The sequence below is a fragment of the Dyella marensis genome, assembly GCF_900112865.1.
Lineage (GTDB): Bacteria > Pseudomonadota > Gammaproteobacteria > Xanthomonadales > Rhodanobacteraceae > Dyella_D > Dyella_D marensis_A.
Genome location: NZ_FONH01000006.1, coordinates 118,731 through 139,600 on the forward strand (window position 1 = coordinate 118,731; position 20,870 = coordinate 139,600).

A 20,870-nucleotide genomic window follows, 5' to 3' on the forward strand; every position below is an offset into this window, starting at 1 on the left:
GCTCTTTGCTGCGATCGCGCAGCCGGTGTTGCGCCGCGCGCGCGACGAGCTGGTTGGGCGACAATCAATGGCCGGCCGGCTGCGCAGGTAACTCGGTGGTGTAGGAATACCCGAGACCTTCGAAACAAGCCTCGGCATCGGCCAGAAATTTTCCGAACGCCGCGCTGCTCAGTTCGTCGTGGGGAATCCAGGCTACTTTCTCGACAGCGCGAAGCGTATACGAGATATCGTTCGACTCATGGCGAAACTCGGCGTTGTAATCGAACCAGCGGGAACTTACATGGCAGGCCTTCAGCGGCTGCCGCAGCTTGATGCCGCTGACCTTGCCGGACAACTGGCGGCTCGTGGGAATGCCGGTGTTGTAGTCGCCTATGCCGCCGGTTTTTCGATAGTTCTTGAGTGCATTCAGGGCGGGCAGGAGGAAGCTCCCGAGCTCACCTTTGTAATATCCCTCATACTTAGGGGCAGCGGGCAGGTCTGAGGTACGGACTTGCAACAGATATGGCGGCTTCATCTGCTCCATGGCAAGCCGGCTCACGCTGCATTTTTGATCGTCCTCGCAGATGAGGCGATCGGCAGCATTCCTGCCGTTGCTGTGCTCGTATCTCATGAGTCCCAGTAGTTTTTCGCCGTCGAGCCATGTGCTGGCGTCCATTTCCGAAGTTCCATCGAAGTTGAATCGCGTGGTCTGCGAAATGTTTTGCGCCATCGCGGTTTCCGCCGGAGGAATGGTGTCCAGCCTCGGTTTCCCGTCATTGCCGGCCACGATTGCCCAGCGATCCTGCAGGTCCGCGGGCGTATATCCAGGCAGCAAAACCGGGCTCGTCGCGTCGATCCACCAGACCTTGCCCTCGACGACTGCGCGCACGATCGCGTGATTCGGTGCGCGCAGGCTCGGTATGAGCAGCTTGGGGGCATAGTCGCCGCGCACGACAAAGGCTGGTTCGGCGTCCATGCCAAGACGGCGGATCATCGCCGTGAGCAGCATGGTCAGGTCCTTGCAGTCGCCGTAGCCGTTCTGCTCGACCTGGGCGAGATCCAGGGGGATGAATTCACGGCTGTCCAGGCGATAGTCGGCCAGGTAGCGATAATGCTCTCCTACGAACCTGACCAGCGATTTGACCTGTTCGTCGCGCGGCTTGCCCTTCAGCTTCTCGACCTCCATGCGCGCCCGGGGAGGCAATGGCGAAGACAGAATCTTGTTATAGATGCCGACGAGCTTCCCGTAGTGGTCTTCCACCTTGTCGCTGGCGTACAGCTCGATGCGCGGAATCTTGCGGACCGTGAAGCCGTCTTCATTCACGACATTGAAGTAATAGGGCTTGATGAGATCGATGGTGATTTTTTTCCCATCTTCCGATGTCTTCACGGCGAATGCATCCAGGTTTTCGCCGCGCCATTCGATCGGTCTGTCCGCAGCATATTCGATATGAAGACTGTCATAGCGCTGCGGCGCGGGCTCGAAACTCATCGACTCATGAAATTCGGCGACGCCTTTCAAGGCCTTGATATGTTCCTTGGTGCTGTATTCGATGCCTCCACCCACCTCCAGCCCCTGGAACAGCAATGTAGTGGTCGTGCCGTTGTCAATCCCTTGATCGGTACCCGAGCCGGCCCTCCGGACGATCTGGCTTTCCGGTAGCCGAACGCGTGTGCCATCACGTTTGATGACGTGGGCCGCCGTGACGGACATCGTCTCGTTGGCAGATGAGGGAAGGCTGAGCTGGGAGAGCCGGTCCCTGCCGGCGGGTGTCAGGATGTCTTGGCGTGCTGTACCGATGCAGTCTTTGCTCAGGTCGGCGTTGACCCGGCAGGAGGCCTGAAATTTGAGCGCCATCAGCGCGTCATTCGCAGACTCCAATGATGCAAAGCAGGGCGATGCGACCAGGCATGCCGCGACGCAGGCCGTGCGCTTGGCTATGAGGATGGCTGTATATCCGGACATCGGCGAATCCTTGGTTTCCCGGCGCTCAAAGAGGGCGGCCGGAGGTTTGGTTTATCGGCGGTCGATGAGGTCTGAACGCTGCGTCGGCTCGCAGGAGGCGACCGCCGACGATATGGATCATGGCCGTGGCAGTGAACTCGAATTTTCCGGGCGCGGCGTCGCGATCGTGGCGTGGCGCCGTCAGCGATGGCTGCAAAGCGAGGCTCAAGCCAGCTACAGTGCGCGGATCGCTTTAGTACCCGGAGGTCGGCAATGAAGTTGGTGTCCTGGATGATCTGCGCGAGCCTGCTCGGCTCGGTCACCGTGGCCGGGCCGGTGGCCGCGGCGCCCCCCGCCGCGCCGGCCGCCGGCGTCGCCGCGCGGGTCAAGACGCTCAATGCGCTGCTGGCCGAGCAGTGGCAGCACAACCTGCAGAACTCGCCGGAGTTCGCCACCATCCTGGGCGACCTGCGCTACAACGAGCGCTGGAGCGACGTCTCGCTCGCGCACCAGGCGGCCGAGCGCAAGGTCAATGCGGAATTCCTCAAGCGCTTCGAGGCGATCGACACCACCGGCTTCGCCGACGAGGACAAGCTCAACCAGCAGCTGATGGTGCGCCAGCTCAAGGAAGCGCTGAAGAGCTACGACCTGAAGCTCAACGAGATGCCGCTGGACCAGATGAACGGCATGCACCTGCAACTGCCGGGCTTCGTCAGCTCGATCCCGTTCGACAGCGCCAGGCAATACGAGGACTACCTCGCGCGCCTGCACGCCGTGCCGCGCGTGCTGGAACAGGTCTCCGAAGTGGCTCGCCAGGGCCTGAAGGACGGCATGATGCCGCCGCGCTATCTGCTGGAGAAAGTGGTCGGGCAGATCGACAGCATCGCCAGGCCGGCGGGCGAGGAGAACTCCTTCGCCGAGCCGCTGAAGCATTTTCCCAAGTCGATCCCGGCCGCCGAGCAGAAGCGGCTGCACGATGCCATCGTCGCGGCCATCGACAACGAGGTGCGCCCGGCTTATCGCAAGCTCGGCCAGTTCGTCGCCAAGGATTACGCGCCGCACGGCCGCAGCGAGCCGGGTGTGTGGCAGCTGGCCAACGGCGATGCGATCTACCGCTTCGACGTCGAGCAGATGACCACCACCAGGGAGACCCCGCAGCGCATCCACGAGATCGGCCTGGCCGAGGTGAAGCGCATCGAGGACGAGATGACGGTGATCGCCAAGGGGCAGGGCTACCAGGACCTGGCCAGCTTCCGCGAGGCGCTCAAGCACGATGCCAAGCTCAATCCGACCTCGCGCGAGGACATCCTCAACCGCTACCGCGGCTTCATCGCGCAGATGCAGCCGGAGCTGCCCAAGCTGTTCGGCCTGCTGCCGAGAACTAAGGTGCAGGTGATGCCGGTCGAGGCCTACCGCGAGAAGGAAGCTCCCGGCGCCGAATACCACCAGGGCACGCCGGACGGCTCGCGTCCCGGCCAGGTCTACGTGAACACCGGCGACTATGCCGACCGCACCACGCTGACCATCGAATCGACCGCGTACCACGAGGCGATTCCCGGCCATCACATGCAGATCTCGATCGCGCAGGCGCTGCCCGGCCTGCCGCCGTTCCGCCAGCAGGCCGGCTACAACGCCTATGTCGAGGGCTGGGCGCTGTACGCCGAGCGGCTGGGCAAGGACATCGGTTTCTACAAGGATCCGCTGTCCGATTACGGCCGCCTGTCCGACGAGCTGCTGCGCGCCGATCGCCTGGTGCTGGATACCGGCGTGCACTACAAGCACTGGACGCGCCAGCAGATGGTCGATTTCTTCCACGCCCATTCCAGCCAGGACGAGCCCGATATCCAGGCCGAGACCGACCGCTACATCACCTGGCCGGGCCAGGCGCTGGGCTACAAGATGGGCCAGCTGAAGATCCTGGAGCTGCGCGAGCGGGCCAGGAAGGAACTCGGCGAGCGCTTCGATATCCGTGCCTTCCACGACCGGATCCTCGGCGGCGGCGCGCTGCCGCTGGACGTGCTGGAGGCGCGCACCGACGCCTGGATCGCCGACGTGAAGGCCGGCAAGGCGCCGGCGCATCCCGTCGTTGCCGCCCCGTAACGGCTGAATAGGCCAATGGTCATTACAACGTTTTGCCGGCAGGATGCATCTGTTCCGGCATGCCCAAGAGCCACATGCGTACCGTCCTGATCATCGACGACAACCCCGCCGTGGGGGAGGCGCTCTCGCTGGCGCTGTCCCTGCACGAAATCCGTCCGCTGACCGCGCTGACGCCGGAGCACGGCCTGGAGCTGCTCGAGCGCGAGCGCATCGACGTGGTCATCCAGGACATGAACTTCACCGCGGATACCACCTCGGGCGAGGAAGGCATCGCGCTGTTCCGCGCGATCCGCCAGCGCCACACCGACCTGCCGGTGATCCTGCTGACCGCCTGGACCCACCTGGAAACCGCGGTGGAGCTGGTCAAGGCCGGCGCCGCCGACTATCTCGCCAAGCCCTGGGACGACGCCAAGCTGCTGGCCACGGTGGAGAACCTGCTGGAGCTGTCCGAATCCACCCGCGAGGTGAACCGGGCCCGCAACGAGCGCCGCCGCCGCCGCGAGGACCTGGAGCGCCGCTACGACCTCACCGGCCTGGTGTTCTCTTCCGAGGCGATGGCCCGCACACTGGAACTGGCCTGCCAGGTGGCCCGATCGGAAGTGCCGGTGCTGATCACCGGCCCCAACGGCGCGGGCAAGGAGCGCATCGCGGCGATCGTGCATGCCAATTCGGCGGTCAAGCGCGGCGCCTTCGTCGCGGTCAACTGCGGCGCGCTGCCGGGCGAGCTGATCGAAGCCGAGCTGTTCGGCGCCGAGGCCGGCGCCTACACCGGCGCGAACAAGGCGCGCGAGGGCCGTTTCGAGCTGGCCGACGGCGGCACGCTGTTCCTGGACGAGATCGGCAACCTGCCGTTGTCCGGCCAGGTGAAGCTGCTGCGCGTGCTGGAGACCGGGCAGTTCGAGCGCCTGGGGTCGGGCCGTACGCGCCAGGTGAAGGTACGCGTGCTGAGCGCGACCAATGCGGACCTGAAGGCGATGATCCGCGCCGGCAGCTTTCGCGAAGACCTTTACTACCGCCTCAACGTGATCGAGGTGAACCTGCCGCCGCTGGCCGAACGCATCGACGACATCCTGCCGCTGGCCGAGTATTTCCTCGATGGCCGCGCGGAGCTGACCGACGCGGCGCGCGAGGCGCTGCTGTCGTATCCGTGGCCGGGCAATGTGCGCGAGTTGAAGAACGCGATCGAGCGCGCCGCGCTGCTGGCAGCCGACGGCCGCGTGCAGCCCGAGCTGCTGAACCTGCCGCAGACCGCGCCGGCCGCGAACCGCAACCTGGACGAGCCGAGCCGCGAGGCGGTGGAGGCGGCGCTGGACAAGGCGGATGGCGTGGTCAGCCGCGCTGCGCAGGCGCTGGGCTTGTCGCGGCAGGCGTTGTATCGGCGAATGGAGCGGTACGGGTTGGCGACGCAGGCAAGTTGAGCCCGCACAGCTTGGCGTAGGTTGGGGTGAGCCGCAGGCGAACCCCAACGTGGCGAAGTGCATGACCGTGCCGATGTTGGGGTTCGCCTGCGGCTCACCCCAACCTACGCGGCGAGGCCATGCCTAAAGATGGTTGCCCGCCGTGCCTGCCGCATATCAAGATGCCGCGATCCAGGCTCCCCGGGGAAACGATCATGCGTCGATGGATGATGTTGGGAATCACGGCCGCCTTCGCGACGGCAACGGCCCATGCGCAATCCGCCCAGCAGGCCAGCGACAGCTGGGAGCGCCCCGCGGCTGCATCCAGTGCCAGCTACGGCAGCAGTCCTGCCACGACCTCGCGCGACGGCCACAGCGCGTTCCGCTTCAAGGGCGACGACAAGACCGCCGAGCCGCGCTTCCGTGTCGGCGGGACGACGCAGCGCGGCAGTGGCCGTCCGCAGGCGAACTGCGACCCTGCCAACGCCGCCTGCCGGCAGGCGCAGACGCGTCCCGGCCAGGGTTCCTGAGTGCTGCGACGCCTCAACAGCCTGCAGGCGCGCCTGGCGCTGCTGCTGTGCGTGGCCTACATGCTGGGCGCGCTGATCTATATCGGCATCACGCTGTGGCCCTTGCCGCAGCTGCTGCAATGGATGAAGCACGACCTCGGCGTGACCGTGCAGGCGCCGTCGCGGCTGGGCGTGTGGGGCGGGCTGGCGGTGAGCGCGGGCGTGGCGATTCCGCTGTCGATCTGGCTGGCCGGGCAGGTAATGCATCCGCTCAGCCGCCTGCTGCGCGCGCTGGAGGGCGCGGTAGCCAGTTATCGCGATGGCGACTTCAGCTTTTCGATCGCGGCCCGGCGCAATGACGAACTGGGCGAGCTGATCCGCATGCACAACGCGCTGGGCCAGACCTTGCGCGAGCAGCGCCAGAACCTGGCGCAGCGCGAGCTGCTGCTGGACACGGTGGTGCAGAACACGCCGGTGGCGCTGGTGCTCACCGACGCCAGCGGCCGCGTCACCTACGCCAATATCGCCGCGCGCCATCTGTTCAACGAAGGGCGCACCCTGCACGGCTTGGATTTCCTCGAACTGCTGGCGGATGCGCCCGATGCGCTGCGCCGTGCGGTGGAAGGCGGCGAGGACGCCTTGCTGACGGTGGAAATGGACGGCAGCGAGGAGACCTTCCATCTCTCGCAGCGCAGCTTCCGCCTGCAGGGACGGCCGCATCGCCTGCAGCTGTTCCGCCGCATGACGCGCGAACTGTCGCGGCAGGAAGTGGCGACCTGGAAGCGCGTGATCCGCGTGATCAGCCACGAATTGAACAACTCGCTGGCGCCGATCTCCTCGCTGGCCCATTCCGGCGCGGAGCTGGCGCGCCGCGGCCAGACCGAGCGCTTGCCCGGCGTGTTCGCCACCATCGGCGAGCGCGCGCGGCACCTGCATGGCTTCATCGCCGGCTATGCCAACTTCGCCAAGCTGCCGGCGCCGCAGCCGGTGCCGATCCAGTGGCGCCCGTTCCTGGACAGCCTGGCCCTGCACTGCCAGTTCGGCCTGCAGGGCAGCCTGCCGGAGCAGCCGGGCTGGTTCGACGCGGCGCAGATCGAGCAGGTGCTGATCAACCTGGTGAAGAACGCGCACGAATCCGGCAGCGCGGAAGACGGCGTGACACTGTCGCTGGCGATCATCGGCCGCGACGTGCGCATCGAAGTGGCCGATCGCGGCCCCGGCATGAGCGAGACCGTGCTGGCGCAGGCGCTGCTGCCGTTCTATTCGACCAAGCGCTCCGGCACGGGCCTGGGCCTGGCCCTGGCACGCGAGATCGTCGAGGCGCACGGCGGCCGCATCACGCTGGCCAACCGCGAACAGGGCGGCCTGCGCGTCAGCCTGCTGCTGCCGCTCAAGCTCTCCTGATACCGGGTGACGTCATAACGTAACCGTCCCCTGCGCAGTCCTCCCCTATACTCCGCGCCATCGTCACGGACAGGAGGTTGGACCATGGGATCGCTTTTAGCGCTGGTGGTCGTGGTGGTTGCGATCATCATGATCGCCAAGCTGGTGCGCATCGTGCCGCAGGGCTACGAATGGACGGTGGAGCAGTTCGGCAAGTACACGCATACGCTCACGCCGGGCCTGCATTTCCTGATACCCGTCATGTACGGCGTCGGCCGCAAGGTGAACATGATGGAACAGGTGCTGGACGTGCCTTCGCAGGACGTGATCACCAAGGACAACGCGGTGGTGCGCGTGGACGGCGTGGTGTTCTATCAGGTGCTGGACGCAGCCAAGGCGGCCTATGAAGTGTCCAATCTGGAACAGGCCGCGCTGGCGCTGGTGATGACCAATATCCGCACCGTGCTCGGTTCGATGGACCTGGACGAATCGCTGAGCCAGCGCGATGCGATCAATGCGCAGCTGCTGCGCGTGGTCGACGAGGCCACGCATCCGTGGGGCGTCAAGGTCAACCGCATCGAGATCAAGGACATCGCGCCGCCGCGCGATCTGGTCGATTCGATGGCGCGCCAGATGAAGGCCGAGCGCGAGAAGCGCGCGCAGATCCTGGAAGCCGAAGGCCTGCGCCAGTCGGCCATCCTCAAGGCGGACGGCGAGAAGCAGTCGATGATCCTCGCCGCAGACGGCAAGAAGGAAGCGGCGTTCCGCGAGGCCGAGGCGCGCATCCGCCTGGCCGAGGCCGAGGCGCAGGCGACCAAGCTGGTCTCCGACGCGATCGCCAGCGGCGACGTCAATGCGCTGAACTACTTCGTCGCCAACAAGTACGTCGAGGCGCTGAAGGAAATGGCGCATTCGCCCAACCAGAAGATGCTGCTGCTGCCGGTGGAAGCCACGGGCATCATCGGTTCGCTGGCCGGCATTGCGGAACTGGCCAGGGAGTCGCTCGGCCAGCAGCAGGAGAAAAACATGCCGCGCCGCACGCCGCCGCCGGTCTGATGCTGCGGATCTTCTGAAAGGGGTCAGCCATGTTTCCTGATGTCGCAACGCATTATCTGTGGTGGATCGTCGCCCTGGTGCTGATCGGCGCCGAGGTGCTGCTGCCGGGTTATTTCCTGCTGTGGATCGGCATCGGCGCGGCGGCCACCGGCCTGCTGGCGCTGGTGGCGCCGCTGTCGATGCTGGCGCAGGCGATCGCCTTCGTGGTGTTCGCCTTCCTCTCCTGCGCGATCTACTGGTATGCGCTGCGTCCGCGCATGCGGCGCACCGAGCAGAGCGAGTCGCGGCTCAACCGCCGCGGCGAGCAGAACATCGGCCGGCAGTACGTGCTGGCCGAGGCCATCGTCAACGGCCGCGGCAAGGCCCGCGTGGGCGATGGCCTGTGGCTGGTGAACGGGCCGGACCTGCCGGCGGGCACGACGGTCGAGGTGGTGGCGGTGGAGGGCAATACGCTGCTGGTGAAGCCGGCGGCGTGACGCAGCGCCGGTCCGCGCACGCATTCGGACGGCCAAACGTATTCAAGCCTGCCGCTTCCGGGTAAGAATGCGCGGATGAGCTTCCCGCCTTCTTCCCCGACCGGTTTCGCCTCGCCGACGCAGCCGGCGCCGAACCAGTTCGCCACCGCGGCGTTGAATACGCGCATCGCCTTCCTGGTCGAGCTGGCGCGGCGGCTGCATCAGTACGGTACCTCGGCGCCGCGCCTGGAGACGGCGATCGCCGGTTCGGCCACGCGCCTGGGGCTGGCCGCCGAAGTGTGGTCCAGCCCGACCGCGATCATCATTTCCTTTTCCGACCAGGCGCAGGGCGACGACGGCGTGGCCCAGGTCACCCAGGTGATGCGCCTGCCGCCGGGCGACGTCCATCTCGCGCGCCTGTGCCAGGCCGACCTGATCGCCGACCAGGTGATCGCCGGGCAGATCGAGCTGCGCGAAGGCTTTCGCCTGCTGCGCGAACTCGGCCGGCCGGATACGCGCCGCGCCCAGGCCGGCGTGATCGCCAGTTACGGACTGGCCGCGGCCAGCATCGTGGCGCTGCTGCTGCACAGCTCCTGGGCCGACCTGCTGACCACCGCGGTGATCGGCCTGATGATCGGCACGATCAGCGTGCTGTCCGCCACGCGTCCGCGCCTGGCGGTGGCGAGCGAGGCGATCTGCGCGCTGGTCGGCACCATCTTCGCGATCCTGGTCAGCGCGCTGGTGGTGCCGCTGGCGATCAAGTCGGTGATCCTGGCCGGCCTGATCATGCTGATGCCCGGCATGGCGTTGACCACCGCCGTGCGCGAGATTTCCAGCCAGCATCTGGTCGCGGGCATGGCGAGAATGGGCGGCGCGCTGGCCACCTTGCTCAAGCTCACCTTCGGCACCGTGGCCGGAGCACAGCTCTGCGCGGCGGTTGGCATCTACCCGCGTGATTTCTCCTTGCCGCCGCTGCCGGCCTGGACCGAGCTGCCCGCGCTGCTGGTGGCCGCGATCGCGTTCGCCATGGCGTTCCGCGCGGCGCGGCGCGACTGGCCGGTGGTGATGGGCGCTGTGGTGGTGGGTTATGTGTCCACGCGCTGGGGCGGCCTGGTTGCGGGTCATCTGCCGGCGGCGCCGTTCGGGGTGTTCCTGGGCGGTTTCCTGCTCGGTGCGCTGTCGAATGCGTATGCTCGGTTTGCGCATCGGCCGGGCGCGGTGGTGCGCGAGCCGGGGATTATTTTGCTGGTGCCGGGCAGTGTGAGTTTCCGCAGTGTGTCGTATCTGCTGGAGCGCGATACGGTGCTGGGTTTCGATACTGGCGTATTGCTGGTGACGTTGTTGATTTCGCTGGTGGCGGGGTTGCTGTTCGGCGATCTGCTGGTGGCGCCGAGGCGCTCGCTGTAGCGCCGTCTCTTCGCGGCGCTTCGCTGCTTTGCTCCCTCTCCCTTCGGGGAGAGGGTCGGGGTGAGGGGCCGGGGCTCGCCCAACCGTTTCTGCTTTAGTGGTGCAACCGGCGCTCTTCACTCGTCATCCCGGCGCAGGCCGGACGAGCGCGTAGCGCGAAGAACGCCCGAAGGGCGGCCCCGAAGGGGCGAGCGAAGCGAGTCATCCAGTAACGACCACGCTCGATGGTCGCGTTGCGCGGAGCTTGTCTCGCCTATGGCGAGGGTTTCGTGCCGCTGCCGCGCCCGAGTTACTTTCTCTTGCTTGCCCAAGAGAAAGTAACCAAAGAGAAGGGCACCCTGCACGGCGCCCTCCGCAGCTGAAGCTGCTGCGGGTACGTGAGGGCTGGCCGGGCTTTTTGACGGGACATCCATGTCCCGTCAAAAAGCGAGGACTCCTGTCCTCGCCCCCTTCGGGGCCTGATCGTCCAGCCCTCACCGCCGCGCCAAGGGGGGAGATCAAGAGCAACATCAGAAGCCAGAGCCAGAGCAAAGCGCACAAGCGGAACGCCGCGGCTTTGCCGCGGGCTATTCATTAGCGTCGAGTCGCTATTAATGGAATGGAGTGAGCGGGTCTTAATGCGGTCGTGATGTTTGGTGTTGCATAAACGACGCACTGCCAATCACCGCGCCGAGAAAAAGAAACGCCGGCACAAGGCCGGCGTTTTCCATTCGACTGAGCCGAAGGATTCAGATCGCCAGATCCTTTTCCTTCTTGCCGGCCTTCAGCGCGTCGTTGAACCAGCGCGGGCGCTTGCCGCGGCCGGACCAGGTCTGTTCCGGGTCGGCGGGGTTGCGGTATTTCGGCGGGACGATACCGCCGCTCTTGCGCGGGCCCTTGACCGCGCGGCCCTGGCCGAATACGTCGTCGAAGGCGAAGCCTTCGGCCTTGATCAGGGCATGGATCTTTTCACGCAGCTTGACGACTTTATCCTTGCGCAGTTCGGTCTGGCGCGACTGCGCCTTCGCGATCAGGTCGTTGAGCTGGTTATGGTTGAGATTCTTGATATCGACAGCCATGACTACTCCCGGGTGACGAGCCATTAAAGGCATTATGTTGTTTTAGGTGCAACGCAGCTTAGGCGTATTGCGCCGGGGATTCTGGATGATTCGATCGCGAATTGCAAAATCCGCCGGTTAATTCCCGGTAATACGCCAGCGAAAGCTTTCGTGGCCATTATTCAGCGGATTCCTATTAAGAAAGGGGGTAATTAACCGGCAATACGGTAGGGAATGGCTTACCCCATCCCGAATCTGGCCCGAATCCTGCGAACTGTTTCGCAAAAAAACGGCCGCGCAGGGCGGCCGTTCTTCATCGGATGGACAGCGTGGGCTTTCAGCCGAGCAGGGCGAACAGCTCCGCGCTGTCGATATTGCGGCTTTCCGCGGCGTTGCGCGCCCGGTATTCCAGCGTGCCGGCGGCGACGCCGCGTTCGCTGACCACCACGCGGTGCGGGATGCCGATCAGTTCCATGTCGGCGAACATCGCGCCGGGGCGCAGGCCGCGATCGTCCAGCACCACCTCGATGCCGCGCTCCTGCAACTGGGCGTAGAGCGTCTCGGCGGCCTGGGTCACCTCGGGCAGGCCCTTGGGATTGATCATGCACACGGCCACGCGCCAGGGCGCCATCGCCTCCGGCCAGAGGATGCCGGCCTCGTCGTGGCACTGCTCGATGGCGGCGGCGACGATGCGGCTGACGCCGATGCCGTAGCAGCCCATCAGCATCACCTGGGCCTTGCCGCTCTCGTCCAGCACGGTGGCCTTCAGCGCCTCGGCGTACTTGCCGCCGAGCTGGAACACGTGGCCCACCTCGATGCCGCGGCCCATGCGCAGGCTGCCCTTGCCGTCCGGCGAAGGGTCGCCCTCGACCACCTTGCGGATGTCCTCGACGCGGGTGACGCGGGCGTCGCGCTCCCAGTTGGCGCCGCTGTAGTGGGTGCCGTCCTGGTTGCCGCCGCAGATGAAGTCCGCCAGCACGGCGGCGCTGCGGTCGACGATCACGGGGATCTCGGCGGGCAGGCCGACCGGGCCGATGAAGCCGGGGCGGGTGCCGGTGACGGCGAGGATCTCCGCCTCGGTGGCGAGCGCCGATTCGCCGGGCATCTCGGCCAGCTTGCCGGCCTTCACTTCGTTGACCTCGTGGTCGCCGCGCACGCACAGCGCGACCAGGCCCTTGCTGCCCTGGACCAGGATGGTCTTGACGCACTGGCTGGGCTCGACCTTGAGGAAGGCGGCGACGTCTTCGATGGTCTTCTGCGTGGGCGTGTCGACGCGCTCGAGCTCGGCGGCCGGCGCGGGACGCGAGGTGGTCGGCGCCAGTGCCTCGGCCTTCTCGATATTGGCGGCGTAATCGGAACCGTCGGAAAACACCAGCGCGTCCTCGCCGGCATCGGCCAGCACCTGGAACTCGTGGCTGGCATTGCCGCCGATCGCGCCGGTGTCGGCCTGCACCGCGCGGAACTTCAGGCCCAGGCGGCTGAAGATGCGCGTGTAGGCGTCGTACATCGCCTGGTAGGTCTGGCCCAGCGAGTCCTGGCCGAGATGGAAGGAGTAGGCGTCCTTCATCACGAACTCGCGCGCGCGCATCACGCCGAAGCGCGGGCGGATCTCGTCGCGGAACTTGGTCTGGATCTGATAGAAGTTGACCGGCAGCTGCTTGTAGCTCTTCAGCTCGTTGCGTGCGAAATCGGTGACGACTTCCTCCGCGGTGGGCGCGTAGCAGAACTCCTGCTCCTTGCGGTCCTTGATCTTCAGCAGCTGGCCGCCGAATTTCTGCCAGCGGGTGGTCTCTTCCCACAGCTCGCGCGGCTGGATGGTCGGCATCAGCATTTCGATCGCGCCGGCGCGGTCCATTTCCTCGCGCACCACCTGTTCCACCTTGCGCATCACGCGCAGGCCCAGCGGCGCCCAGGTGTACAGGCCGGCGGCGAGCTTGCGGATCATGCCGGTGCGCAGCATCAGCTGATGGCTGGCGATCTCGGCGTCGGCGGGCACTTCCTTGACGGTGGCCAGGTGGTATTGGCTGAGGCGCATGCGGGGGGCGTTCCGGCGGGGTAAAGAAGCCGAGTATAGCGATTCCCGATTAGCGCCGATCCGTCGGTCGGTAGCGTGTGGTTTCCTCGACCCTCCGAGGCGAGTCCTTCTCCCTTCGGGAGAAGGTGGCGGCAGCCGGATGAGGATGCGGGCGGAGCGGTGCGCGTCACTTGCGCGCTCCGCCCGGACCCTCACCCCAACCCCTCTCTCCCGCAGGGACTACCTTCGGGTCGCCGACGGGAGAGGGGCTTCACGTTATGGTGGCCGGGCGGCTTACTCGTTCGGGCAATACTGCTTGTACTGCGCCTCGGCGGTGCTCTGCTGCTGCTTGCGCTGCGCGTCGTCGAGCACCTTGGCCTGGTTGCCTTCCTGCACCACCACCGGCTTCTTGTCGCGCAGGATGTCCAGGTTGCCCTTGAGCGTGCCGCAGAGCTTCTTGCGGTTTTCCGGCGTATCGGCCACCGGTGCCTGGGCCGGCGCCTCGGCGGAGCCGGTGGTCTGCTCGCGCGCGCTGCCGGACCTGGCCGGCTGGGGCGCCTCGGCGCTTGCCTGGGTGCCGCCGGTGAGGGTGATCTTCTTGGAGGTGCTGCCCTTGGGCGGCGGGGTGTCGGAGTAGTGCACGGAGCCGCTGGCGTCGGTCCATTTGTAGACCTGCTGGGCCGCGGCCGGCAAGGCGAAGGCCAGGGGGGCGAGCAGCAGGGCGGCGGCGATCAGCGGGCGACGCATGGTCTTCTCCGGGGAAGCTAAAGAGGCGGAAAAAGGTTCGGCGCCCTTGTTAGCACCCGCACGGATAGGACTCAAGCGATGGTTTACACTGCGCGCATTCCGTCACGGATTGATCCATGAGCGAGAGCACGCCCGTCCGCCCGCCGCGCCACCGGGGCATCTACCTGCTGCCCAATCTGTTCACCACGGGAGCCATGTTCGCCGGCTTCTACGCCATCGTGGCGAGCATCGGCGGCAGCTACAGCGACGCGGCCATCGCCGTGTTCGTGGCCGCCGTGCTGGACGGCATGGACGGGCGCGTGGCGCGCCTGACCGGCACGCAGAGCGAGTTCGGCGTGCAGTACGACTCGCTGTCCGACCTGGTCAGCTTCGGCCTGGCGCCGTCGCTGGTGATGTACACCTGGTCGCTGTCCATGCTCAAAGCCTATGGCCCGCTGTGGGGCAAGCTGGGCTGGGCCGCCGCGTTTATCTACGCCGCCTGCGCGGCGCTGCGCCTGGCGCGCTTCAACACCCAGGTGGGCGTGGCCGACAAGCGCTATTTCCAGGGCCTGGCCAGTCCGGCCGCCGCCGCGGTGTGCATGTCCTTCGTGTGGAGCATGGACAAGTTCGGCATCGGCGGCGACGAGCTGTGCTTCTTCACCCCGTTCCTGGCGGTGGTCGTGGGCCTGCTGATGGTCAGCCGCTTCCGCTACTACAGCTTCAAGTCGCTGCCGATGGGCGAGCGCGACCGTGTGCCGTTCCTGTGGATCATCGTTGGCGTGCTGATCCTGATCCCCTTCGTGGTCGATCCGCCGCGCGTGCTGTTCGTGGTGTTCACCCTGTACCTGCTGTCCGGGCCGGCCCTCACGCTGTGGGGCCGCGCCACCCGCCGCCGCCGCGGAGCGGCATGAGCGCGATGGCGCGGCCGTCGGTTCCCTCGCATCGCGCCCGCGTGCTGCGCGCGCTCGGCGTCACGCCATGGGTGCAGCGTGCGCAGCCGTCGCTGCAGGCTGCGCCGATGGCCGAAACGGCCGCCACCGCTGAAGTGGCCAACGGGCATTGCGTGGTGCTGCTTCCCGCCGGCTGCGAGCCGCGCACGCTGGACCTGCTCGGCCGCGCGCTGATCGCCTTCGGCCCCGCACTGGCGCGCGCCGCGCGCATTGAAGTGCGCGACGGCAAGCTCGCCGCCGCGCCGTTGGCCAGGGCCTACCTGGTGTTCGGCGAAGCCCAGGCGCATGCGCTGGGCCGCGAGCTGCCGGCCGCCATGCTGCAGCAGGCGCATATCGTGCTGGCGGACGAGCCCGGCGCGGTGCACAGCTCCGGCGCCGGCAAGCGGCGCCTGTGGAACGCGCTGCGCAGTCTGCGCCGCGCGCTGGCCGAGACCGCGGGCTGAGCTCATGGTCGCGGTCGCACGGCCCCATGCCGAAGTCCGCGCCATGCGCCGCGAGGACCTGCCCGGCGTCGCCGCGCTGGAACGCGCCGCTTATGACTTTCCCTGGAGCGAAGGCATCTTCGGCGATTGCCTGAAGGCCGGGCACCCGAGCTGGGTGCTGTGGGTGGAAGGCGAGATGGCCGGCTATGGCGTGCTGTCCGTCGCCGCGGGCGAGGCGCACGTGCTCAATCTGTGCATCGGCCAGAACCATCGCGGGCTGGGCCTGGGGCGGCACCTGCTGCGTCGGCTGCTGGACGTGGCGCGCTGGAACGGCGCCGAACGGGTGTTCCTGGAAGTGCGCCCGTCGAATCCGGTGGCGCAGACCTTGTACCGGTCGATCGGCTTCGAGGAGATCGGCAGGCGTCCGAATTACTACCCGGCGAAGCAGGGCAGGGAAGACGCGATCGTGATGGCGCTGGACCTGGTCGCGCCGTAGCGCAGCTGCGCCGTAGGTTGGGGTGAGCGCAAGCGAACCCCAACGCCACGGCAACGGGTGAGGCATGTTGGGGTTCGCTTGCGCTCACCCCAACCTACGCCGGGCGGTTGGCGGCCGGGCGTTTGGCTCAGCCCAGCTTCTGCAACTGCTCCCTCAACGCACCCAGCTGCGTCCCCCAGTCCGCAATCCGCTGCCGCTCCTGCGCCACCACTTCTGCCGGCGCATTCGCCACGAAGTTGGCATTGCCCAGCTTGCCCTCGCACTTCTTGATCTCGCCTTCGATGCGGCCGATCTCCTTGCCCAGGCGCGTCTTCTCCGCACCCAGGTCGATCAACCCCGCCAGCGGGATCAGCACGCGCATCGAGCCGACCACCGCGGCCGCGGCCGCCGGCTCGTCCGCGCCGGCATCGATCCACTGCGGCGCCTCCACACGCGCGAGGAAGGCGATCTGCGCGGCGAATTTGGCGGCGCGCGCGCGATCGGCCGTGTCGCCGTCGGCCAGCAGCAGCGGGATGGTCTTGCCCGGTGCGATGTTCATTTCCGAGCGGATGCGGCGGATGCCGCTCAGCACGTTCTTGAACCATTCGATCTCGGCAGTGGCGGCATCGTCGGCGGCGATCTCCGCCGCCTGCGGCCACGGCCGGCGCAGGATCGCTTCCTCGGTCAGCCCGAGCATGGGCGCCACCGACTGCCAGATTTCCTCGGTGAGGAACGGCACGATCGGATGCAGCGCACGCAGCACCGTCTCCAGCACCACCAGCAGCGTGCGGCGCGTGGACGCGGCAGCGGCCGCGTCGTCGCCGTTGAGCGCCGGCTTGGACAGCTCCAGGAACCAGTCGCAGTACTCATTCCACACGAACTCGTACAGCTCCTGCGCGAGCAGGTCGAAGCGGTAGGTGGCGAAGTGCTGCTCGACATCCAGCAGCGTCCGCTGCAGGCGCGTGAGGATCCAGCGCTCGGCTTCCGTCGCCGGCGGTGCGCCGGCGGCGGCGATCTCGCCGCTCTCCACGTTCATCAGCACGAAGCGCGCGGCGTTCCACAGCTTGTTGCAGAACGCCTTGTAGCCCTCGGCGCGCTTGATATCGAAATTGATCGTGCGGCTGTAGCTGGCCAGCGCGGCGAAGGTGAAGCGCAGCGCATCGGTGCCGATCGCGGGAATGCCGGCCGGGTAATCCTTGCGGATGCGCTTTTCCACTTTCTCGCGCACCTGCGGGATCAGCAGCGATCTGGTCGATTTCTCGACCAGCGGCTCCAGCTCGATGCCGTCGATCAGGTCCAGCGGGTCCAGCGTATTGCCCTTGGACTTGGACATCTTCTGGCCTTCGGCGTCGCGCACGATGGCGTTGATGTACACCTCGCGGAACGGCACCTGGCCGGTGAAGTACTTGGTCGCCATCACCATGCGCGCGACCCAGAAGAAGATGATGTCGAAGCCGGTGACCAGCACCGCGCTGGGCAGGAAGATCTTGTCCGCCTGCCAGTCGGCGACGATCTGCCCGCGCTCATTCTTCACCGGGCCGTCGCCCGGCCAGCCGAGCGTGGAGAACGGCCACAGCGCCGAGCTGAACCAGGTGTCCAGCACGTCTTCGTCCTGGCGCAGCGCGCCGACCGGCGCCACCGTGGCATGCGCGCGCGCATCGGCCTCGTCCTCGCCCACGAAGATATTGCCGGCCTCGTCGTACCAGGCCGGAATGCGATGGCCCCACCACAGCTGGCGGCTGATGCACCAGTCCTGGATGTTCTCCAGCCACTGCGTATAGGTGGTCGACCAGTTCTCCGGCACGAACTTGATCTCGCCCGAACGCACGGCTTCCAGCGCCGGTTCGGTGATCGCCTTGCGGCCGCCGGGGCGGCCGTCCTGCTGCGCGTCGCTGGTGAGGTCGACGAACCACTGGTCGGTGAGCATCGGCTCGATCACCGCGTCCGAGCGCTGGCTTACCGGCACCTGCAGCTTGTGCGGCTTGGTCTCGACCAGCAGGCCTTCGGCTTCCAGGTCGGCGAGCACGCGCTTGCGCGCCTCGAAGCGATCGAGGCCGCGGTATTTTTCCGGCGCGTTCTCGTTGACCTTCGCCTCCAGGGTGAAGATGTTGATCGGCGCAAGGCCGTGGCGCTGGCCGATCGCGTAGTCGTTGAAGTCGTGCGCCGGAGTGATCTTGACGAAGCCGGTGCCGAACTCGCGATCGACGTAGTCGTCGGCAATCACCGGGATCTCGCGGTTCGACAGCGGCAGGCGCAGCAGCTTGCCCACCAGGTGCGCATAGCGCTCGTCTTCCGGATGCACGGCGACGGCGACGTCGCCCAGCATGGTTTCCGGACGCGTGGTGGCGACCACGACGCTGTCGCTGTTATCGACGGTGTAGTAGCGGATCGACCACAGGTGGCCGTCGCGCTCGACATTGTTCACTTCCAGATCCGACACCGCGGTACCCAGTGCCGGATCCCAGTTCACCAGCCGGTTGCCGCGATAGATCAGCCCCGCGCGATACCACTCCACGAACACCTTGCGCACCGCGGACGACAGCCCCTCGTCCATGGTGAAGCGCTCGCGCGACCAGTCCGCGGCGACGCCCAGGCGGCGCATCTGGTTGGTGATGGTGGAGCCGGATTCCTCCTTCCACTGCCACACGCGCTCGACGAAGGCCTCCCGGCCCAGGTCGTGGCGGGTCTTGCCGTCGACGGCGAGCTGGTTCTCCACGATCTTCTGCGTGGCGATGCCGGCGTGGTCGGTGCCGACCTGCCACAGTGTGTTCATGCCGCGCATGCGCTGGTAGCGGATCAGCATGTCCATCACGGTCTGCTGGAACGCATGGCCCATGTGCAGGGTACCGGTCACGTTCGGCGGCGGCAGCAGGATGCAGTAGGGCTCGCCGCGCCCCGACGGCTGGAAGTCGCCGCTGGCTTCCCAGCGCGCATACCACTTCGACTCGATCTGGCGGGGCTCGAAACTCTTGTCCATCGGGGGCTCGTCATGGCACGCCGGGGTGGGCGCGTGGGTGGAAACGGGGCGTAAAGACCCTGGATTGTAAGGGTGGGGGCTCGGAGCTGCCAAAAAACAGGCGGCACGGCCCGTCCAGGAGGGCTTACGGCTCGACCAGCTCGCCGCCCCAGTCGGTGGGATCCACGTCCGCCACGGACTCCGAGAAGGTCCAGGCGTGGCCGCCCAGGTCGGCCACCGTGTATTGCCGTTCGCCGTAGGGATAGGTCGCCGGCGGCCGGATCACCACGGCGCCAGCCTCGCGGGCACGGGCGTAATGGGCGTCGATGCCGGTCACCCGCATCATCACCGCATGTCCGGCCGCGGCATCCTTGCCGCCGCCTTCGGTGACCACGATGGCGCCGTCCCCGGCATGCATCTGGATGCGATGCCCGCCGATGCGCAGGCGCTCGCGGAAGCCGAAGGCGCGGACGAGCCAGGCGGCGGCTTCGCGGACGTCCGGGTAGGGCAGTTCGGGGATGACGGTGCAGGTTGGGATCGAGCGGTTGGTGTGCATGGCAGACTCCGGCCCTGGCGTAGGTTGGGGTGAGCGCAGCGAACCCCAACGGACCTTTCACGGTGGCGCCATGTTGGGGTTCGCTGCGCTCACCCCAACCTACGTTGGCCAGTCAGGCGTTTCAGGCCGCGTCGCGCAGCGCCCGGCCGTAGGCGTGCACTTCGTCCACCAGCACCTTCACATGCTCCGGATCCACTTCCGGCGTGATGCCATGGCCGAGGTTGAACACATGCCCGGGATGGTTCCCGTAGCTGTCCAGCACGGCACGCGCCTCGCGGCGGATGGTCTCGGGATTGGAGCGCAGCACGGCCGGATCGAGATTGCCCTGCAGCGCCACGCGGCCGCCGACGGCGGCGCGGGCGTCGGCCAGGTCGATGGTCCAGTCCACGCCGAGCGCCGCGCAGCCGGTATCGGCCATGGCGGAGAGATGGCGGTTGGCGCCCTTGGAGAACAGGATCACCGGCAGTTCGCGGGCGTGCGCGTCGGCCTTCAAGGCATCGACGACCTGGGCCATGTAGCGCAGCGAGAATTCGCGGTATGCCGCCGGTCCCAGCATGCCGCCCCAGGTATCGAACACCATCAGCGCCTGTGCGCCGGCCGCGGCCTGCGCGGAAAGATAAGCGGCCACCGAGCGGGCCAGCGTGTCGAGCAGCTGGTGCGCGAGCTTCGGCTCGTTCCAGCACATCGCCTTGAGCGTGGCGAAATCGCGCGAGCCTTCGCCTTCGACCATGTAGCAGGCCAGCGTCCACGGGCTGCCGGAGAAGCCGATCAGCGGCACGCGGCCGTGCAGCTCGCGGCGGATCGTGCGTACCGCATCCATCACGTAGCGCAGCTCGCCTTCCATGTCGGGCACGCCGAGCTTGTCGACGTCGGCGCGGGTGCGCACCGGATGCGCGAACTGCGGACCCTCGCCCTGCGCGAAGCTCAGCCCCAGGCCCATCGCATCGGGAATGGTGAGGATGTCGGAGAACAGGATCGCCGCATCCAGGTCGAAGCGCTGCAGCGGCTGCAGCGTCACTTCGCAGGCCAGCTCCGGCGACTGCGCCAGTGCCATGAAGCTGCCCGCGCGGGCACGCGTGGCGCGGTATTCCGGCAGGTAGCGGCCGGCCTGGCGCATCACCCAGATCGGCGTGGTGTCGGTGGGCTCCCGGCGCAGGGCGCGCAGGAAGCGGTCGTTCTGCAGAACTTCGGTCATGTCAACGTCCGTACGGGCCATCCATGCCCTGGCTGAACATCAGGCGGAAGCCGCGCTTGAGCTGCGCGTCGCGCGCCTTCTCGAACGCAGCCATGGCATCGTCGCGCTCCAGGAACTGCTCGCGCTTGAGCGTGGCCTTGCCGCCCTGCACCCCGCTTTCGCGGTAGAGCGTCCAGCCGCCGAGCAGATCCTGCTCCAGCACGATCTGGACGTAGCGTGGCGCTTCGCCGGAGCTGGGCGCGGTTTGCAGGTAGAGGCGCATGGATGGCTGCATGGTGGATGGGTGGCGGCAGGCCGCGAGGCCCGCA

18 protein-coding genes are annotated in these 20,870 nt (G+C 66.9%); 10 read left to right on the top strand and 8 right to left on the bottom strand.

Going from position 1 to position 20,870, the window contains the following annotated elements:
- Window positions 1-64 precede the first annotated feature (64 nt).
- On the bottom strand, window positions 65-1,945 hold the full coding sequence (locus BM172_RS11400) for a DUF3857 domain-containing protein (RefSeq protein WP_081805006.1): 1,881 nt from the start codon (window positions 1,943-1,945) through the stop codon (window positions 65-67).
- 252 nt (window positions 1,946-2,197) lie between these two features.
- On the opposite strand from BM172_RS11400, the gene BM172_RS11405 reads away from it, so the two are divergent.
- The 7 genes from BM172_RS11405 (at window position 2,198) to BM172_RS11435 (ending at window position 10,231) form a co-directional block, all read left to right on the top strand.
- Window positions 2,198-4,024: a DUF885 domain-containing protein gene (locus tag BM172_RS11405; protein ID WP_026633580.1), complete on the top strand. Its 1,827-nt coding sequence runs from the start codon at window positions 2,198-2,200 to the stop codon at window positions 4,022-4,024.
- A gap of 74 nt (window positions 4,025-4,098) precedes the next feature.
- A complete protein-coding gene (locus BM172_RS11410; protein WP_026633579.1) occupies window positions 4,099-5,442 on the top strand; it encodes a sigma-54-dependent transcriptional regulator in 1,344 nt (447 codons plus the stop codon).
- Between the two features lie 194 nt (window positions 5,443-5,636).
- Complete coding sequence (locus BM172_RS11415) at window positions 5,637-5,951, top strand: hypothetical protein (RefSeq protein WP_143096502.1); 315 nt, start codon at window positions 5,637-5,639, stop codon at window positions 5,949-5,951.
- A complete protein-coding gene (locus BM172_RS11420) occupies window positions 5,952-7,334 on the top strand; it encodes a sensor histidine kinase (RefSeq protein WP_026633577.1) in 1,383 nt (460 codons plus the stop codon).
- Window positions 7,335-7,418: 84 nt separating this feature from the next.
- Window positions 7,419-8,369 (top strand): SPFH domain-containing protein, encoded by a 951-nt coding sequence (locus BM172_RS11425; protein WP_026633576.1) that lies wholly within the window; start codon window positions 7,419-7,421, stop codon window positions 8,367-8,369.
- Between the two features lie 29 nt (window positions 8,370-8,398).
- Complete coding sequence (locus tag BM172_RS11430) at window positions 8,399-8,845, top strand: NfeD family protein (RefSeq protein WP_026633575.1); 447 nt, start codon at window positions 8,399-8,401, stop codon at window positions 8,843-8,845.
- 75 nt (window positions 8,846-8,920) lie between these two features.
- A complete protein-coding gene (locus BM172_RS11435; RefSeq protein WP_051548327.1) occupies window positions 8,921-10,231 on the top strand; it encodes a threonine/serine exporter family protein in 1,311 nt (436 codons plus the stop codon).
- 728 nt (window positions 10,232-10,959) lie between these two features.
- Here the strand turns inward: BM172_RS11435 and BM172_RS11440 are convergent.
- The 3 genes from BM172_RS11440 to BM172_RS11450 all read right to left on the bottom strand — a co-directional run bounded on the left by BM172_RS11440 (window position 10,960) and on the right by BM172_RS11450 (window position 14,029).
- Window positions 10,960-11,289 carry an H-NS histone family protein gene (locus tag BM172_RS11440; RefSeq protein WP_026633573.1) on the bottom strand — a complete coding sequence of 110 codons (330 nt, stop codon included), beginning with the start codon at window positions 11,287-11,289 and terminating at the stop codon, window positions 10,960-10,962.
- Between the two features lie 316 nt (window positions 11,290-11,605).
- The gene (locus BM172_RS11445; RefSeq protein WP_026633572.1) at window positions 11,606-13,303 is read right to left on the bottom strand and encodes a proline--tRNA ligase; all 1,698 of its coding nucleotides are present in this window, start codon (window positions 13,301-13,303) and stop codon (window positions 11,606-11,608) included.
- Window positions 13,304-13,576: 273 nt separating this feature from the next.
- Entirely contained in the window at window positions 13,577-14,029 is a 453-nt protein-coding gene (locus BM172_RS11450) for a DUF4124 domain-containing protein (protein WP_026633571.1), read from the bottom strand.
- A gap of 116 nt (window positions 14,030-14,145) precedes the next feature.
- On the opposite strand from BM172_RS11450, the gene BM172_RS11455 reads away from it, so the two are divergent.
- From BM172_RS11455 to rimI, 3 genes are read left to right on the top strand one after another with little or no spacing between them, the layout of a single operon-like run.
- Window positions 14,146-14,919 (top strand): CDP-alcohol phosphatidyltransferase family protein, encoded by a 774-nt coding sequence (locus tag BM172_RS11455; RefSeq protein WP_026633570.1) that lies wholly within the window; start codon window positions 14,146-14,148, stop codon window positions 14,917-14,919.
- The gene (locus BM172_RS11460) at window positions 14,916-15,401 is read left to right on the top strand and encodes a hypothetical protein (RefSeq protein WP_026633569.1); all 486 of its coding nucleotides are present in this window, start codon (window positions 14,916-14,918) and stop codon (window positions 15,399-15,401) included. Before BM172_RS11455 ends, BM172_RS11460 begins: the two co-directional genes overlap by 4 nt.
- A gap of 4 nt (window positions 15,402-15,405) precedes the next feature.
- Window positions 15,406-15,876: a ribosomal protein S18-alanine N-acetyltransferase gene (gene rimI / locus BM172_RS11465; RefSeq protein ID WP_026633568.1), complete on the top strand. Its 471-nt coding sequence runs from the start codon at window positions 15,406-15,408 to the stop codon at window positions 15,874-15,876.
- A 127-nt stretch (window positions 15,877-16,003) separates the two neighbouring features.
- Here rimI and BM172_RS11470 read toward each other — a convergent pair whose 3' ends face one another.
- From BM172_RS11470 to BM172_RS11485, 4 genes are all read right to left on the bottom strand, one after another.
- Window positions 16,004-18,832, bottom strand: a complete 2,829-nt coding sequence (locus BM172_RS11470; protein WP_026633567.1) for a valine--tRNA ligase — start codon at window positions 18,830-18,832, stop codon at window positions 16,004-16,006.
- A gap of 124 nt (window positions 18,833-18,956) precedes the next feature.
- Complete coding sequence (locus BM172_RS11475; protein WP_026633566.1) at window positions 18,957-19,367, bottom strand: VOC family protein; 411 nt, start codon at window positions 19,365-19,367, stop codon at window positions 18,957-18,959.
- Window positions 19,368-19,488: 121 nt separating this feature from the next.
- On the bottom strand, window positions 19,489-20,562 hold the full coding sequence (hemE, locus tag BM172_RS11480; RefSeq protein ID WP_026633565.1) for a uroporphyrinogen decarboxylase: 1,074 nt from the start codon (window positions 20,560-20,562) through the stop codon (window positions 19,489-19,491).
- 1 nt (window position 20,563) lies between these two features.
- A complete protein-coding gene (locus BM172_RS11485) occupies window positions 20,564-20,824 on the bottom strand; it encodes a WGR domain-containing protein (RefSeq protein ID WP_026633564.1) in 261 nt (86 codons plus the stop codon).
- Window positions 20,825-20,870 lie beyond the last annotated feature (46 nt).